This window comes from Streptomyces sp. NPDC051286 (genome assembly GCF_044455345.1).
Taxonomy (GTDB): domain Bacteria; phylum Actinomycetota; class Actinomycetes; order Streptomycetales; family Streptomycetaceae; genus Streptomyces.
Genome location: NZ_JBITER010000015.1, coordinates 40,365 through 56,051 on the forward strand (window position 1 = coordinate 40,365; position 15,687 = coordinate 56,051).

At 70.7% G+C, this 15,687-nt stretch carries 14 protein-coding genes; 12 read left to right on the forward strand and 2 right to left on the reverse strand.

Translation table 11 applies throughout. The annotated features are described in order from the left end of the window. Positions 1-30 precede the first annotated feature (30 nt). The 4 genes from ACIBB8_RS17340 to ACIBB8_RS17355 all read left to right on the forward strand — a co-directional run bounded on the left by ACIBB8_RS17340 (position 31) and on the right by ACIBB8_RS17355 (position 3,704). Positions 31-1,596, forward strand: coding sequence for a flavin-containing monooxygenase (locus ACIBB8_RS17340; RefSeq protein ID WP_398952906.1), 1,566 nt, complete (start codon positions 31-33; stop codon positions 1,594-1,596). Continuing rightward, the gene (locus ACIBB8_RS17345) at positions 1,593-2,537 is read left to right on the forward strand and encodes an alpha/beta fold hydrolase (RefSeq protein WP_398952908.1); all 945 of its coding nucleotides are present in this window, start codon (positions 1,593-1,595) and stop codon (positions 2,535-2,537) included. The genes ACIBB8_RS17340 and ACIBB8_RS17345 overlap by 4 nt, the downstream gene beginning before the upstream one ends. Continuing rightward, entirely contained in the window at positions 2,534-3,427 is an 894-nt protein-coding gene (locus ACIBB8_RS17350) for an SDR family oxidoreductase (protein WP_398952910.1), read from the forward strand. The genes ACIBB8_RS17345 and ACIBB8_RS17350 overlap by 4 nt, the downstream gene beginning before the upstream one ends. Positions 3,428-3,524: 97 nt before the next feature. Beyond that, positions 3,525-3,704, forward strand: a complete 180-nt coding sequence (locus ACIBB8_RS17355) for a hypothetical protein (protein ID WP_398952912.1) — start codon at positions 3,525-3,527, stop codon at positions 3,702-3,704. Positions 3,705-3,856: 152 nt separating this feature from the next. Here ACIBB8_RS17355 and ACIBB8_RS17360 read toward each other — a convergent pair whose 3' ends face one another. Then, positions 3,857-7,138, reverse strand: coding sequence for a S41 family peptidase (locus ACIBB8_RS17360; RefSeq protein ID WP_398952914.1), 3,282 nt, complete (start codon positions 7,136-7,138; stop codon positions 3,857-3,859). A gap of 170 nt (positions 7,139-7,308) precedes the next feature. Here ACIBB8_RS17360 and ACIBB8_RS17365 point away from each other — a divergent pair, with 170 nt between their 5' ends. Further along, entirely contained in the window at positions 7,309-7,881 is a 573-nt protein-coding gene (locus tag ACIBB8_RS17365) for a TetR/AcrR family transcriptional regulator (protein ID WP_366690894.1), read from the forward strand. Positions 7,882-7,997: 116 nt separating this feature from the next. Then, a complete protein-coding gene (locus ACIBB8_RS17370; protein ID WP_398952917.1) occupies positions 7,998-10,226 on the forward strand; it encodes an MMPL family transporter in 2,229 nt (742 codons plus the stop codon). A gap of 143 nt (positions 10,227-10,369) precedes the next feature. Here the strand turns inward: ACIBB8_RS17370 and ACIBB8_RS17375 are convergent, their stop codons facing one another. Beyond that, positions 10,370-10,723: an SsgA family sporulation/cell division regulator gene (locus tag ACIBB8_RS17375; protein ID WP_398952918.1), complete on the reverse strand. Its 354-nt coding sequence runs from the start codon at positions 10,721-10,723 to the stop codon at positions 10,370-10,372. Between the two features lie 197 nt (positions 10,724-10,920). Between ACIBB8_RS17375 and ACIBB8_RS17380 the strand changes: the two genes are divergently transcribed. The 6 genes from ACIBB8_RS17380 (at position 10,921) to ACIBB8_RS17405 (ending at position 15,673) form a co-directional block, all read left to right on the forward strand. Further along, complete coding sequence (locus tag ACIBB8_RS17380) at positions 10,921-11,976, forward strand: energy-coupling factor ABC transporter permease (protein ID WP_398952920.1); 1,056 nt, start codon at positions 10,921-10,923, stop codon at positions 11,974-11,976. After that, on the forward strand, positions 11,976-12,737 hold the full coding sequence (cbiQ, locus tag ACIBB8_RS17385; protein ID WP_398952923.1) for a cobalt ECF transporter T component CbiQ: 762 nt from the start codon (positions 11,976-11,978) through the stop codon (positions 12,735-12,737). The genes ACIBB8_RS17380 and cbiQ overlap by 1 nt, the downstream gene beginning before the upstream one ends. Continuing rightward, positions 12,734-13,501 carry an energy-coupling factor ABC transporter ATP-binding protein gene (locus ACIBB8_RS17390; RefSeq protein ID WP_398952925.1) on the forward strand — a complete coding sequence of 256 codons (768 nt, stop codon included), beginning with the start codon at positions 12,734-12,736 and terminating at the stop codon, positions 13,499-13,501. Before cbiQ ends, ACIBB8_RS17390 begins: the two co-directional genes overlap by 4 nt. Beyond that, a complete protein-coding gene (locus ACIBB8_RS17395) occupies positions 13,498-13,641 on the forward strand; it encodes a hypothetical protein (RefSeq protein WP_398952927.1) in 144 nt (47 codons plus the stop codon). Before ACIBB8_RS17390 ends, ACIBB8_RS17395 begins: the two co-directional genes overlap by 4 nt. 77 nt (positions 13,642-13,718) lie before the next feature. After that, on the forward strand, positions 13,719-14,882 hold the full coding sequence (locus ACIBB8_RS17400) for a serine hydrolase domain-containing protein (RefSeq protein ID WP_398953100.1): 1,164 nt from the start codon (positions 13,719-13,721) through the stop codon (positions 14,880-14,882). Further along, positions 14,879-15,673, forward strand: coding sequence for an SDR family NAD(P)-dependent oxidoreductase (locus ACIBB8_RS17405; RefSeq protein WP_398952929.1), 795 nt, complete (start codon positions 14,879-14,881; stop codon positions 15,671-15,673). The genes ACIBB8_RS17400 and ACIBB8_RS17405 overlap by 4 nt, the downstream gene beginning before the upstream one ends. Positions 15,674-15,687: the final 14 nt, after the last annotated feature.

A 15,687-nucleotide genomic window follows, 5' to 3' on the forward strand; every position in this document is an offset into this window, starting at 1 on the left:
GTCGTGTGACGTACCGCGGGAGGCGCCGGCATGGCCCAGCACGAGCATGTACGAGTGGCGGTGATCGGATCCGGATTCGGGGGCCTGGGGGCCGCGGTCCGCCTGCGCCGCGAAGGCATCACCGACTTCGTCGTCCTGGAGCGGGCCGAATCCGTCGGTGGCACCTGGCGCGACAACAGCTACCCCGGCTGCGCCTGCGACGTACCGTCCCACCTGTACTCGTTCTCGTTCGCCCCCAACCCGGACTGGCCGCGCACCTTCTCCGGGCAGGAGCACATCCGCGCCTACCTGGAACGTGTCGCCGACACCTTCGGGCTGCGCCCGCACATCAGGCTGGGCCATGAAGTGACCATGATGCGGTGGGACAACGACGAGCTGAACTGGGTGATCGAGTCCGCGAACGGGACGACGATCGTCGCCGATGTCGTCGTCGCCGCGACCGGCCCGCTCTCCGACCCGAAAACGCCGGACATACCCGGTCTCGCCGGCTTCCCCGGCAAGGTCTTCCACTCGGCCCGCTGGGACCACGACTACGACCTGACCGGCAAGCGCGTCGCCATGGTCGGCACCGGCGCCTCCGCGATCCAGATCGTGCCGGCGATCCAGCCGAAGGTCGGCAGGCTGACTCTGTTCCAGCGCACTCCGCCGTGGGTCATGCCGCGCATGGACCGGAACATCAGCGGCGTCGAGCGGTGGCTGCACCGCGCGCTTCCGATCACCGGCATCGCGCGCCGTGGACTACTGTGGGGCATAAGGGAGTTGCAGGTCGGCGCCTTCACCAAGCACCCCGACGAGCTCGGCCTGGTGGAGAGGATGGCCAAGTCCAACATCGCGCGGGCCATCAAGGATCCGGCGCTGCGGGCCACGCTGACGCCCTCGTACCGCATCGGCTGCAAGCGGATTCTGCTCTCCAGTACGTATTACCCGGCGCTCGCCCAGCCGAATGTGGATGTGGTCGCCTCCGGGCTGACCGAGGTGCGTGGCTCGACCGTCGTCGCCGGAGGGGGCGCCTCCCAGGACGGAGTCTCTGGGGGAGGCACGGAGGCCGAGGTCGACGCGATCATCTTCGGCACCGGCTTCCATGTGACGGACATGCCGATCGCCGACCGGGTCGTCGGCGCGGAAGGCATCACGCTCGCCGAGTCCTGGAAGGACGGCATGCGCTCGCTGCGGGGCGCGACCGCGGCGGGCTTCCCCAACTGGATGACGATCATCGGCCCCAACACGGGGCTCGGGAACTCGTCCATGATCCTGATGATCGAGTCCCAGCTGAACTACATGGCGGACTATCTGCGCCAGCTGAACGTCCTGGGCGGGCGGGCCGCGCTCGGTGCGCGGACGTCGGCGGTCGAGGCGTGGAACCGGCGGGTCCAGGAGCGGATGAAGCGGACCGTGTGGAACACCGGTGGCTGCACCAGCTGGTATCTGGACGCAGGCGGGCGCAACACCACCGTCTGGCCGGGAACGACAGGTGAGTTCCGCCGGGAGACACGGACGGTGGACCTCGGGGAGTACGAGGTCATCCGGCCCCGGACGGCCGATGCCGCCGAGACCGCCGTCGACGGGAAGGCCGTCGCCGAGGAGGCCGCGCGATGAGCCGGCCGCTGCGGAGCGAGGACGCCCCGCCGGTGCCCGCGCGCGAACTGGCCGCCGTCTCCGCCGACGGCTCCCGCATCCACGTCGAGCTGCACGGGCCGGACGGCGCCCCCGCGGTCGTGCTCGCGCACGGCTGGACCTGCAACACCCATTTCTGGGCCGAGCAGATCCGTGACCTGGCGGCCGACCACCGGGTCGTCACCTACGACCAGCGCGGCCACGGCCGCACGCCCGCCGTCCGCCCCGAGGGGTACAGCACCGGCGCGCTCGCCGACGACCTCGAAGCGGTGCTGGCCGCCGCGCTGGCCCCCGGCGAGCAGGCGGTGCTCGCCGGGCACTCCATGGGCGGCATGACGCTGATGGCCGCCTCGCGGCGGGCCGGGCTGCGCGAGCACGCGGCAGCCGTACTGCTGTGCAGCACCGGCAGTTCGCGGCTGATCGCCGAGTCGCGCGTCGTACCGATGCGGGCCGGTACGGTCCGCGCCCGGATGACCCGCGCGATCCTCGGGGCGCGGGCTCCGCTCGGGCCGGTCACACCCGTCTCGAAGCGGATCCTCAAGCACGCGACGATGGGCGCCGGTTCGGCCCCGGAGCGGGTCGAGTCCTGTGCCCGGATCGTGCACGCCTGCCCGCGGGCGGCCCGGGTCTCCTGGGGGCATGTGCTCGCGGAGCTCGATCTCGACGCGGAAGTAAGGGAGTTGCGGGTACCGACCGCTGTGATCGCGGGTACGGAGGACCGGCTGACGCCGCCCGTCCACGCGCGCGCCCTCGCGGCGGCGCTGCCCGAATGCCTGGGGCTCACCGAGTTGGCGGGGATGGGCCACATGACACCGGTGGAGGCGCCGGAGGCGGTCACCGCGAGAATCCGGGAACTGGTCGCCGGGTATGTCACCGCTGCCACCGGGACGGTCAGTGGCACTGTTGAGGAGGAGGTCGTATGAGCGGCAGGCGCAGTCTCGAAGGACAGGTCGTGGTCGTCACCGGCGCGGCGCGCGGCGTGGGCGAGCTGCTGGCCCGCAAGCTCTCGGCGCGCGGCGCGAAGCTGGCGCTGGTCGGCCTGGAGCCGGACGAGCTGAAGAAGGTCTCCGAGCGGCTGCACGCGGAGAGCGACCACTGGTACGCGGACGTCACCGACCATGTGGCGATGGCACGGGTCGCGCAGGAGGTGAAGGAGCGCTTCGGCAAGGTCGATGTGGTCGTCGCGAATGCCGGGGTCGCCTCTGGCGGGCCGTTGGCCGACTCCGACCCGCAGGCGTGGCGGCGGGTCATCGAGGTCAATCTGATCGGCGGCGCGGTGACAGGGCGGGCGTTTCTGCCTGTACTGATGGAGAGCCGCGGCTACTTCCTGCAGATCGCGTCGCTCGCCGCGATCACTCCGGCGCCGATGATGACCGCGTACTGCGCGTCGAAGTCGGGCGTGGAGGCGTTCGCGCACAGTCTGCGGGCGGAGGTCGGATACCGGGGCGTGAAGGTCGGTGTCGGCTACCTGTCCTGGACGGACACCGACATGGTGCGGGGTGCCGACGAGGACGACGTCATGCGGGAGTTGCGGCAGCGGCTGCCGTGGCCGGCGAACCGCACGTATCCGCTGGGACCGGCGGTCGACCGGATCGTGGCCGGCATCGAGCGGCGTTCGGCACACGTGTACGCGCAGTGGTGGCTGCGCGGCATGCAATCGGTGCGGGGATACCTGCCGGCGGTCATCGGGGTGGTCGGGCAGCGCGAGATGAAGCGGTTCGGGTCGCGGCTGGAGGGCGTGAGCAAGGGACTTGTGGGCGCCGGAGGTGCTGCGGACGAGGCCGCGCGGGGTGCGAGCACGCAGCGTAAGTGATCGAAATGCGTGGAATGTCCTGCCGTGTAAGTCTGGTCGAGGCCCCAACGGGGTCACCCCCCAACGCATCCCGAGCACCCCACTAGGAGTGAACAGCATGGGTATCGCAGACCAGTTCAAGGACAAGGCGCAGGAGCTCGCCGACCAGGCGAAGAAGAACACGGGCGAGAAGAAGGGCGAGCCGCGCGGGCGGACGTCCGCTGCGTCGGAACGGGCGCGTGACAAGGCCCGGGACGCGGCGCAGGGGGCGCGCGACCGGTACGACGACGAGTCCTGACTCGGCGGTGCGAGGGGCGCGTTCGGGAGACCGGACGCGCCTTTCGCGTGCGTGGGGCCTGTTCGGGGGCGCGCCCCCAGCCCCCTTCGTTTGTCCTCGATCGCCGGCCGGGCCTGATGTGACGGGCCGCGGGACCGGGCTTGATGCGGTGCCTATCGTGGCGGCAGCGGTGGCCGTGCGCGGTTCGGGGCGTCCTCGTACGTCGGCGGGGTCGACGCCGGGTGGGACTTCAGGAGTTCGAGCGCGATGTGCACCGCGTCGTCCAGCACCGCGTGCCGGCCCTCCGCCCAGTCCAGCGGAGTGCGCAGCGCCTCCAGGTCCGGTTCGACACCGTGGTTCTCGATCGACCATCCGTACGCGTCGAACCACGCCGCGTTCATCGGCACCGTGATCACCGTGCCGTCGCCCAACCGGTGCCGGCCCGTCATGCCGACGACCCCGCCCCATGTCCGCTGGCCTACCACCGGGCCCAGTTCCAGCAGGCGGAACACCGCAGTGATCATGTCGCCGTCGGAGGAGGTCGCCTCGTCGGCGAGAGCCACCACCGGGCCGCGGGGGGCGTTGGAGGCGTACGAGACCGGCTGGGCGTCGCGGGTCAGGTCCCAGCCAAGGATCGTGCGGGTCAGTTTCTCGACGACCAGTTCGCTGATGTGGCCGCCCGCGTTGCCGCGTACGTCGACGATCAGGGCGGGGCGGGAGACCTCCATCCGCAGGTCGCGGTTGAACTGGGCCCAGCCGGAGCCGCCCATGTCGGGGATGTGCAGGTAGCCGCACTTGCCGGCACTCAGCTCCCGTACGACTTCGCGGCGTTTGGCCACCCAGTCCTGGTAGCGGAGCGGGCGCTCGTCGATCAGGGGGACGACGGCGACGCGGCGGGAGGGGCCTTCGCCCTCGGGCGGGCGGAAGGTGAGTTCGACGGTGGTCCCGCCCGCCTGGGAGAGGAGGGGGTAGGGGCCCGCGACCGGATCTACCGGGCGGCCGTCCACATGGGTGAGGATCGCGCCGTCCCGGATGCCCGTGCCGGCGAGCGGTGAACGCGCCTTGGAGTCCGAGGAGTCGCCCGGCAGGATCCGCCGGACCAGCCACTTGCCGTCCCGGCACACCAGGTTCGCGCCGAGCAGTCCGATCGCCCGCTGGTAGTGCGGTGGGCCCTCGTTGCGGCGGGCGGGTCCCACGTACGCGTGCGAGGTGCCCAGTTCGCCGAGGACCTCGCGCAGCAGGTCCGCGAACTCGTCGGGGGTCGCGACCCGTTCGACCAGCGGACGGTACTGGTCGAGCACGCCCGGCCAGTCGATGCCGCACATGTCGGGTTCCCAGAAGTAGGAGCGGATGATGCGGCCCGCTTCCCCGTACGCCTGCCGCCATTCCGCCGCCGGGTCGACATCGTGCAGGATCCGCCGCAGGTCGAGGTAGACCGTCGAGTCGCTGTCGCCGGCCTCGGTGGCCGGTACGGCGCGCAGTTCTCCGTCGTCCATGACGACCAGCCGGGTCGCGTCGCCGCTGACGGCGAACCAGTCGAGATGGCCGACGAGTTCGGTCTTCCTGGCCTTCGTGATGTTGAAGTGTTCGAGCGTGGGACGGCCCGACATGTCGGCCGGGTTGGCGAACGTCTCGCCGAGCGCGCCCGAGATCGGCCAACGCAGCCAGACGAGCCCGCCGCCGCTGACCGGGTGCAGCGCCGAGTATTTCGACGCGGTGACCGGGAACGGCGTCACCCGGTTCTCCAGCCCCTCGAACTCGACCGTGACCGTGGCTCCTTCGGCCGGAGTCGCTTCCGGGGTTTCGCCCGGGTCGAGGCCGCCCGCCGCCGGGCGCCCCTCCGGTGAGAGAGCGAAGGGGGACGGGGTGGCGGAGGAGAGCGGCACCAGGTACGGGCGGCAGCCGAGCGGGAAGGAGAGGTCGCCGGTGTGGACGTCGTACACCGGGTCGAAGCCGCGCCAGGAGAGGAACGCGAGATACCGGCCGTCGCCGGTGAACACCGGGTTCTGGTCCTCGAAGCGGCCGTTGGTGACATCGACGATCACCGGGGCGCCCGGTCCCATGATCCGGGCCAGTTTGATCTGCCGCAGCGAGCGGCCGATCCCGGGATGCGACCAGGTCAGCCAGGCACCGTCCGGTGAGAATGCCAGATCGCGGACCGGTCCGTTGATGGAGCGGATCAGCTCGGTCGGTTCGCCGGTGGACTCCTCGGCCGTGTCGAGGAGCAGCAGCCGGCCGTCGTGTGTGGCGATCGCGAGCCGTTCGCCCTCCGGGTCGGCGATCAGTTCGTGGACCCGGCCGATCTGCCCGGAGGCCAGCCGGCGCGGTGCCCGGTCACCGCTGGCGCGCGGCAGGTACGCGATCTCGATGGCGTCCTCGCCGTCCGCATCCGTCACGTAGGCGACCTGGCCCATGCTGCCGAGCATCTCGGGCAGCCGGACCCGGACCCCGGGGGTGTCGGCGATCGTGCGGGCGGGCCCGTCGCGGTGAGTCAGCCAGTACAGACTGCCGCGGACCGAGACGGCGCTCGCCCGGCCCGTCTCGTCCACGGACAGCGAGTCGACATTGCTGGCGGCGGGCACCTGGTACGTACGCCGCCCGGCCCGCGGCCCGCCGAGCCGCACCTGCAGCTTCCGCGGCACCGCGTCCGGTGATTCGAGGTCGTCGACCAGCCACAGCTCGCCCGCGCACTGGTAGACCACCCGGCGTCCGTCGCTGGATGCGTGCCGGGCGTAGAAGGCGTCGTGGTCGGTGTGGCGGCGCAGGTCGGAGCCGTCGGGCAGGCAGGAGTACAGGTTGCCGACGCCCTCGTGGTCGGAGAGGAACGCGATCCGGCCGGCGACGAACATCGGCGAGTCGAGATGGCCGCCGATATCGGGCAGCAGTCGCTTGCCGTGCAGCCACAGCCGCCCCATCGCCCCGCCCCGGTACCGCTTCCAGGCGGCCGGTTCGTGCGGGGGTGTGCCGGTGAGCAGCAGTGTGCGCCGTTCGCCGTCGATGTCCGCGACCGCGATGTCGGAGACCGGACCCCACGGGAGCTTGCCGCCGGGGGAGCCGTCCGTGGGAAGGCTGTAGGCCCAGGAGAAGTACGAGAACGGCTGCGCATGCGAGGACACGGCGAGGATGTGCGACGTCTCGTCCGGATCGGGGGTCCAGCCGCAGACGCGCGCGTCGGTCGACCCCCAGTAGGTGAGCCGGCGGGCCGGTCCGCCCTCGACAGGGGCAAGATGGATCTCGGGATCCAGGGTGCGCCAGGTCGTGTACGCGATACGGGTCCCGTCGGGCGAGAAGCGCGGGTGACTGACCCGGGTCCGGTCGACGGTCACCCGCCACGCCCGGCCGGGCTGCTGCCCCTCGGAGGCGAGGGGGGAGACCCAGAGGTCGTCCTCGGCCGCGAAGCAGAGCAGGTCCTTGTGAAGGTGCGGAAAACGGAGATACGCGACGTCGTCACTCACCCCCCAATGCTTTCCGCGTGAGCGGGACGCGGCAACTCGTGGTGCGGAAGCAGCTGTGGTGCAACACACAAGCGAAACGATGCAGTTTCGCTCAGTGGCGGGGTACCTTCGAGGTGTACGAAACAGTTTCGTTTGGCTGACATACCAGTGACATGACAGGAGGTCGGCCCATGGCACGCACCCGTCTCACGCCCGAGCGCGAGAGCGAGCTCTACGCCGCGGTGCTCGACCTGCTGAGCGAGGGCGGCTACGACGCCCTGACCATGGATGCCATCGCTGCCCGTACCCGCTCCAGCAAGGCCACCCTCTACCGCCAGTGGGGGAGCAAGCCGGAGCTGGTCGTCAAGGCGCTGCGCCACAACAAGCCGGGCGACCTTTCCGAGATCGACACCGGTTCGCTGCGCGGAGATTTCCATGCCGCGCTGGCCCGGACCGACGACTGCAAGATGCAGAAGAACTCCGCGCTGATGCGGGGCCTGATGCAAGCCGTCCACGACAGTCCCGATCTGTACCAGGCGCTGCGTGAACAGCTCATCGAGCCGGAGATATCCAGCCTCGATGTGCTGCTCCGCCGAGCCGTGGACCGGGGTGAACTGCGTCCGGACAACCCGGCGCTGAAATATGTACCGCACATGCTGGTCGGTGCTTTCACCGCTCGGCAGCTGGTCGAGGACCGCCCCATCGACCATGCGTTTCTCACCGACTACGTCGACTCCGTGATCCTCCCCGCTCTCGGCGTCTGACCCCGTCCCTTCCGTACGGCCCTCTCCCCAAGCCTCACCTGACACGCCGCTCTCGTCGTCGGGCTGGTTCCTCACGCCCTTTTCCACCCACACGACCTGACCGGGAGTACACCTCCGTGGCCACATTCCTTTACAAGCTCGGACGGTTCGCTTTCCGGCGCCGCCGCTATGTCGCCCTTGTCTGGGTGGCACTGCTGGCGCTCGCCGGATTCGGCGCCGCCTCCGCGTCCACCGCCACCTCCAGCTCCTTCTCCATTCCGGGTACGGAGGCTCAGAAGGCCTTCGACCTGCTGGAACAGCGTTTCCCCGACTCCAGCGCCGACGGCGCGACCGCGCGGGTCGTCTTCAAGGCCGACAACGGCCAGAAGATGACGGACCCGGCGAACAAGGCCGAGGTCAACAGGATCGCGGACGAGCTGAAGTCGGGTTCGGACCAGATCGCCTCGGTCACCGACCCGTACACCGGCAACGCCGTCAGCAAGGACGGCTCCACGGCGTACATCTCCGTGTCCTACAAGGTCAACTCGATGGCGCTGACCGATGCGACCCGGAGTGCCCTGGAGGACGCGGGCCACGCGGCGCAGAAGAGCGGGATGACCGTGGAGATCGGCGGCGACGCGCTCCAGGTGATGCCGGAGACCGGGGCCACCGAGATCATCGGTGTCGCGATCGCCGCAGTGGTGCTGGTCATCACCTTCGGCTCGCTCGTCGCGGCGGGTCTGCCGCTGCTCACCGCGCTCATCGGCGTCGGCATCGGCGTCTCGACGATCACGGCCCTGGCCAACGTGCTCGACCTGGGCTCCACCACCTCCACCCTCGCGATGATGATCGGCCTCGCGGTCGGCATCGACTACGCGCTCTTCATCGTCTCCCGCTACCGTGCCGAGCTGGCCGAGGGCCGCGAGCGCGAGGAAGCGGCGGGGCGGGCGATCGGCACGGCCGGTTCCGCGGTCGTCTTCGCCGGTCTCACCGTCGTCATCGCCCTGGTCGGCCTGGCCGTGGTCAACATCCCGATGCTGTCGAAGATGGGCTTCGCCGCGGCCGGCACGGTCGCGATCGCCGTCCTGATCGCGCTCACCCTCGTCCCGGCGGTGATGGGCTTCGCGGGCAAGCGGGTCATGGGACGCAAGGCGCGCAAGGCCGCCGAGGCTTCGAGCCGGCCCGAGGCGAAGCCGAACATGGGTACCCGGTGGGCGCGGTTCGTCCTGCGCAAGCCGGTCTGGGTGCTGCTGGTCGGAGTCCTCGGCCTCGGGGCCATCGCCGTACCGGCCGCCTCGCTGGAGATGGGCCTGCCCGACGACGGCTCCCAGCCCACCAGCACCACTCAGCGCCGCGCCTACGACCTGCTCTCCGACGGCTTCGGCCCGGGCTTCAACGGGCCGCTGATGGTCGTCGTGGACACGGCGAACAGCTCGGACGGCAAGGCCGTGGTCAAGCAGGTCTCCGATCAGGTCTCCGGCATCCCGCATGTCGTCGCGGTCACCCCGGCCCACTTCAACAAGGCCGGCGACACCGCCATGATCACTGTGATCCCGAAGGACCGGCCGAGCTCCGCCGAGACGGAGAACGTGGTTCACGCCATCCGTGACGCGGGCACGGGCATCAAGTCCGACACCGGCGCCGAGGTCCTGGTCACCGGAGCCACGGCGATGAACATCGACTTCTCGCAGAAGATGAACGACGCGCTGCTGCCGTATCTGGCGCTCGTCGTCGGCCTGGCGTTCCTGCTGCTGATGCTGGTCTTCCGGTCGGTGCTGGTGCCGCTGAAGGCGGCCCTCGGCTTCCTGCTCTCGGTCGTCGCAGCCCTGGGCGCGGTCGTCGCGGTCTTCCAGTGGGGCTGGCTGGGCTCGCTCTTCGGCGTCGAACAGACCGGCCCGATCATGTCCATGATGCCGATCTTCATGGTGGGTGTGGTCTTCGGTCTCGCCATGGACTACGAGGTCTTCCTCGTCACCCGGATGCGCGAGGCGTACGTCCACGGGGAGAAGGCCCCGCAGGCGATCGTCACCGGCTTCCAGCACGGCGCCCGCGTCGTCACCGCCGCGGCCGTGATCATGATGGCGGTCTTCTCCGGGTTCATCGGCTCCAGCGAGTCGATGATCAAGATGATCGGCTTCTCGCTCGCCATCGCCGTCCTCTTCGACGCGTTCGTCGTCCGGATGGCGATCGTGCCCGCGGTCCTCGCCCTGCTCGGCCAGCGCGCCTGGTGGCTGCCGCGCTGGCTGGACCGGCTGCTGCCCAATGTCGACGTGGAGGGCGAGGGGCTGCGCAAGCAGCTCGGCGAGGCGTCCGGCGAAGGCGGGCAGAGCGACCCGCAGGACGAGCGTGAGCTGACGCGCGTCTGATCCGTACGAGCCCCGGGGCCGCGTCCGAGCGGAACGCGGCCCCGGAATGCACCCGGCCGTTACCTGTGGGGACGGGGCCGGAGCGGCGATGAGCCCCCGTGCGAGCGGCACGGGGGCTCATCCGTGCCGTCACTTTGTCGGGGTCACGCCGGTGCGGTCTCGGACTGCCTGCTCTCGCCGTGGGTGCGGTCCAGGAAGCGGATCAGCGGCGCGTTGTCGAACTGCACCACCTCGACGCCGTCCGGCGAGTGCCGCTCCACGACCAGCTGCGCCCGTCCCAACGGCCAGATCCGTATCGCGCCGTGCCCGGTCGGCGCGTGCAGCCCGTCCTCCAGCAGGTCTCGGCCGAAGGCCCAGTCGATGCCGCCGGGGAAGGTGAGATGCACCGTACGCGGGTCGACGGCCGCGTCGTACCGCAAGTCGACGGGGACGGAGAAGGTGTCGGTCGCCTCGGTGATGAGCCGGGCTTCGGCCTGTTCTTCGATCACAGGGGGCATGGGCCGAATCCTCCTATTACCGACTGTTTATGAATGTTTGATATCTAATGTCGCATATTTTGACCAAAGGGCACGATAAGGAAACCAGGTACTTGTTGGAGATGCGCTCTTGCGAGCCATTCGCAACAAGGTCCTATCATTGAGAGGTTCATGACCCCGCGCAGCAGTGCAGGAACGCAGGAAGCGGAGCCTCCCTTATGCATGTACCCGACGGATTCATCAACGCCCCCGTCTCCGTCGCCGCCGGTGTGGTTGCCGCGGGTGCCGTGGCGGTCAGCCTGCGGGGCGCCCGCCGCGAACTGGATGAACGCACCGCGCCGCTCGCGGGGCTCGTCGCCGCGTTCATCTTCGCCGTGCAGATGCTGAACTTCCCGGTCGCGGCCGGTACCAGCGGGCATCTGCTGGGCGGGGCGCTCGCCGCGATCCTGGTCGGGCCGTACACCGGGGTGCTCTGCATATCCGTCGTGCTGCTCATGCAGGGCATCCTCTTCGCGGACGGCGGGCTCACCGCGCTCGGTGTGAACATCACCGTCATGGGCGTCACCACCACCGTCGTCTCGTACGCCCTCTTCCGCGGTCTCGCCACGGTCCTGCCGCGCACCCGCCGCTCCACGACCGCCGCGGCATTCGTCGCCGCACTGATCTCCGTGCCGGCCGCGGCCTGCGTCTTCACGCTGATCTACTGGATCGGTGGCACCACCGACATCCCGATCGGCAAGGTCCTCACCGCGATGGTCGGCGTGCACATCCTGATCGGTATCGGCGAGGCCGTGATCACCGGGCTGACCGTCGGAGCCGTCCTCGCCGTCCGCCCCGATCTGGTCCACGGCGCCCGCGGTCTCACCGCCCCGCTCAAGCTCCGGATCGACGGCGAGCTCGTAGACGCCCCCGCCCGGCAGTCCGTCGCGCCGGTCGCCGCCCGCTCCACGCGCGGGCTCTGGGCCACCGGCCTGGTCACCGCCCTCGTGCTGGCGGGCTTCGTCTCCTTCTACGCCTCCGCCAGCCCGGACGGCCTGGAGAAGGTCGCCGCCGACAAGGGCATCGACAAGAAGGCCGAGGAGCACGCGGCCAAGGACTCGCCGCTCGCCGACTACGGCGTCAAGGACATCTCCGACGCGCGGCTCTCCGGCGGCCTCGCCGGGGTGATCGGGGTCGGCGCCACGATCGTGGTCGGCAGCGGGGTCTTCTGGGCCGTCCGCCGCCGCCGTACGCCGGACGCACCCGCCGACAGCCGCACCAAGGAAGCCGTCTGATGGGCGCCGGCCACGCGCACAAGCTCTACCGGCACGGGCACTCGCCGGTCCATGACCTGCCCCCGCACTGCAAGCTCGCCGCTGTGTTCAGCTTCGTGCTGGTCGTCGTCCTGACGCCGCGCGAGGCGGTCTGGGCGTTCGCGCTGTACGCCGCGCTGCTCGCCGGGGTCGCGGCGATGGCCCGGATCCCCGCCGGGTTCCTGCTCAAGCGGCTGGTCATCGAGGTGCCGTTCGTCGCGTTCGCCGTGCTGATGCCGTTCATGGTGCCGGGTGAGCAGACGGAGCTCCTCGGCGTCTCCGTCAGCGTCCCCGGTCTCTGGGGCGCCTGGAACGTCCTCGCCAAGGGCACCCTCGGCGTCGCCGCCTCGGTGATCCTCGCGTCCACCACCGAGCTGCGCTCGCTGCTGCTCGGTCTGCAGCGGCTCAAGCTGCCGCCGATGCTCGTCCAGATCGCCTCCTTCATGATCCGGTACGGGGATGTGATCACCGGCGAGATGCGACGGATGTCGATCGCCCGCCGCTCCCGCGGCTTCGAGGCGCGCGGGGTACGGCAGTGGGGCGTCCTCGCCAAGTCGGCGGGCGCGCTCTTCATCCGTTCCTACGAGCGCGGCGAACGCGTCCACCTCGCGATGGTCAGCCGCGGCTACACCGGCTCGATGCCGGTCATCGACGAGGTGACGGCGTCCGGCGCGCAGTGGGCGTACGCCTCGGCACTCCCCGTGCTCGCCCTCGCGGTCTGTCTGCTGGGATGGACCCTATGAGCCCGTCCAGTAGCACCGCGCCGTCCCTTGAGGTCAGTGGCCTCGCCTACGCCTACCCCGATGGTCACCAGGCGCTCTTCGGCGTCGACCTGACCGTCGCACGCGGCGAACGCGTCGCCCTGCTCGGCCCGAACGGCGCCGGCAAGACCACGCTCGTCCTCCACCTCAACGGCATCCTCGACGCGGGCGCGGGCACCGTCCGGGTCGCCGGTCTTCCGGTGGAGAAGCGCAATCTCGCGGAGATCCGCCGCCGCGTCGGCATCGTCTTCCAGGACCCCGACGACCAGCTCTTCATGCCGACCGTCCGCGAGGACGTCGCCTTCGGGCCCGCCGCATCCGGGCTGCGTGGCGCCGAACTGGAGGAGCGGGTCACCGAGGCACTCGAACAGGTCGGCATGGCGGGGTACGCGAACCGCCCCCCGCACCATCTGTCGTTCGGTCAGCGCCGCCGCGTCGCCGTCGCCACCGTCCTCGCCATGCGGCCGGAAATCCTCGTCCTGGACGAGCCCTCGTCCAACCTGGACCCCGCGTCGAGGCGCGAACTCGCCGACATCCTGCGGTCGTTGGACGTCACCGTGCTGATGGTTACGCACGACCTGCCGTACGCCCTGGAGCTCTGCCCGCGCTCCGTCATCCTCAGCGAAGGCGCCATCGCGGCCGACAACCGTACTCAGGACCTGCTCTGTGACGAGGAGTTGATGCGTGCCCACCGGCTGGAGCTGCCCTTCGGGTTCGACCCGCGCTCCGTGACCATGGGCGCGTGACCGACGACGGCACCAGCCATCCTGCGGCCTCGCTGCCGCCCGTCGACCAGGAGCCGGCCGCCAGGCCGGTCGACAGTGCGCACCGGGTCTGCCCGTACCCGGCGCCGCCCGCGGCAGCGCCGACGTCCCGATCGTGCTGAGCTGAGGGTCACCCGCGGTACGGCTCACCTGGGCGGCGATGCACCATGGGGGGATGAGCGGGAGTGCAGGAGCAGGCGTGGACGTACGGGGCACGGTGGCGACCGGATTCGAACCGGTCAGGGACGCCTTCATCCGTAACTTCGAGCAGCGGGGGGAGCGGGGGGCGGCGGTCGCCGTCTACCGGGACGGGCGCAAGGTCGTCGACCTGTGGGCCGGTACGAGAGACGTCGACGGCGTCGAACCGTGGGCGGTCGACACGGTGCAGATCGTCCGCTCCGCGGGCAAGGGCATCGCCGCGGCCGTACCGCTGCTGCTGCACCAGCGCGGACAGGTGGACCTGGACGCCCCGGTCGGCACGTACTGGCCGGAGTTCAAGGCGGCCGGCAAGGAGCGCGTGCTCGTGCGGCACCTCCTCGCCCACCGTGCGGGAGTCCCCGCCCTCGACCGGCCGCTGACGCCCCAGGAGGCCGCCGACGGGAGCTCCGGGGCGCACGCCGTCGCCGCGCAGCGCCCGCAGTGGGAGCCCGGTACCGCACACGGCTACCACGCGCAGACGTACAGCTGGCTGATCGGCGAACTGGTGCGACGGGTCACCGGGCGAACCGTGGGCCGCTGGATCGCCGAGGAGATCGCCCGTCCGCTCGGCCTCGACTTCTGGTTCGGGCTCCCGGCGGAAGAGGCGCACCGGGTGGGCCGGATCGGACCGGTCGAGCCGCCCGTCCCGGGCGGCAGCGGCGGGGCGCTGCGGATGCGCCCCAAGCGGTCGGTCGTGGACGCCTACCGTGATTCCGAGTCGCTGACCCGCCGCGCGTTCGGCGCCATCGACCCGTTCCCCGACGAGAACGACGCCGGCTACCGGGCGGCCGAACTCCCCGCCTCCAACGGCATCGCGACCGCCCGCGCGCTGGCCCGCGCCTACGCCGCGATGATAGGCCCGGTCGACGGTCACCGGCTCTTCGCCCCGGCCACGCTCACCCTCGCCCGCACCGAGGAGTCCGTGGGCCCGGACCGGGTGCTCGTCGTGAACACCCGCTTCGGGCTCGGTTACATGCTGCACGGCCCGGCCGCCCCACTCCTTGCCCCCGGCTCCTTCGGTCACCCGGGCCGCGGCGGCTCGCTCGGCTTCGCCGACCCCGAATCGGGCATCTCGCTCGGCTATGTGACGAACGGTCTGCAGAAGGGAGTCACCGCCGATCCTCGTGCCCAGGCCCTGGTCAGAGCAGTACGGTCGGCGCTATGACTCCTACCGGTGATTCCAGGTTCGACGGATACGGCGTACTCATCACGGGCGCGGGGCAGGGCATCGGCGCTGCCACGGCCCGTCGGCTGGCCTCCGAGGGCGCACGCGTCCTGGTGACCGATCTGGACGGTGACCGCGCCGAGCACACGGCGGCGGCGATACGGAAGACGGGCGCCACCGCCGAGGCGCTGCCCTGTGACGTGGGCGACCGGACGGCGGTCGAGGCAGCAGTGGCCCGTGCGGTCGAGGCGTTCGGCACGCTCGACGTGCTGGTCAACAACGCGTACCGCTGCACGCCCGACACCCCGTTCTTCGAGGACGAGCCCGACGACGTCTGGCAGGGCGATCTCGACGCCACGCTCACCGGCCCGTACCGCTGCTCACGGGCGGCACTGCCGCACCTGGTGGCGTCGGGCAGGGGCGCGATCGTCAACATCGGCTCCGTCAACGGGGAGCAGGACTTCGGCAACCACGCCTACAGCGCCGCCAAGGCGGGCCTGGGCAGCCTGACCCGTACGCTCGCCGGCCACGCCGGCCCGCGCGGGGTCCGCGTCAACCTCGTGGCCCCCGGCACGATCCGCACGGACGCGTGGGCGGACCGAGCCGACGTACTGGACCGGGTGAGCCCGCTCTACCCCCTCGGCAGGGTCGGCGAACCGGACGACATCGCGGCGGCGGTCGCCTTCCTCGCCTCCCGCGACGCTGCCTGGATCACCGGGACGACGCTGCGGGTGGACGGCGGGCTGCTCGCCGTGAACGCGGGGTTCCGGAGGGCGATCGCGCAGGACTGAGAGCCTGTCGGGTG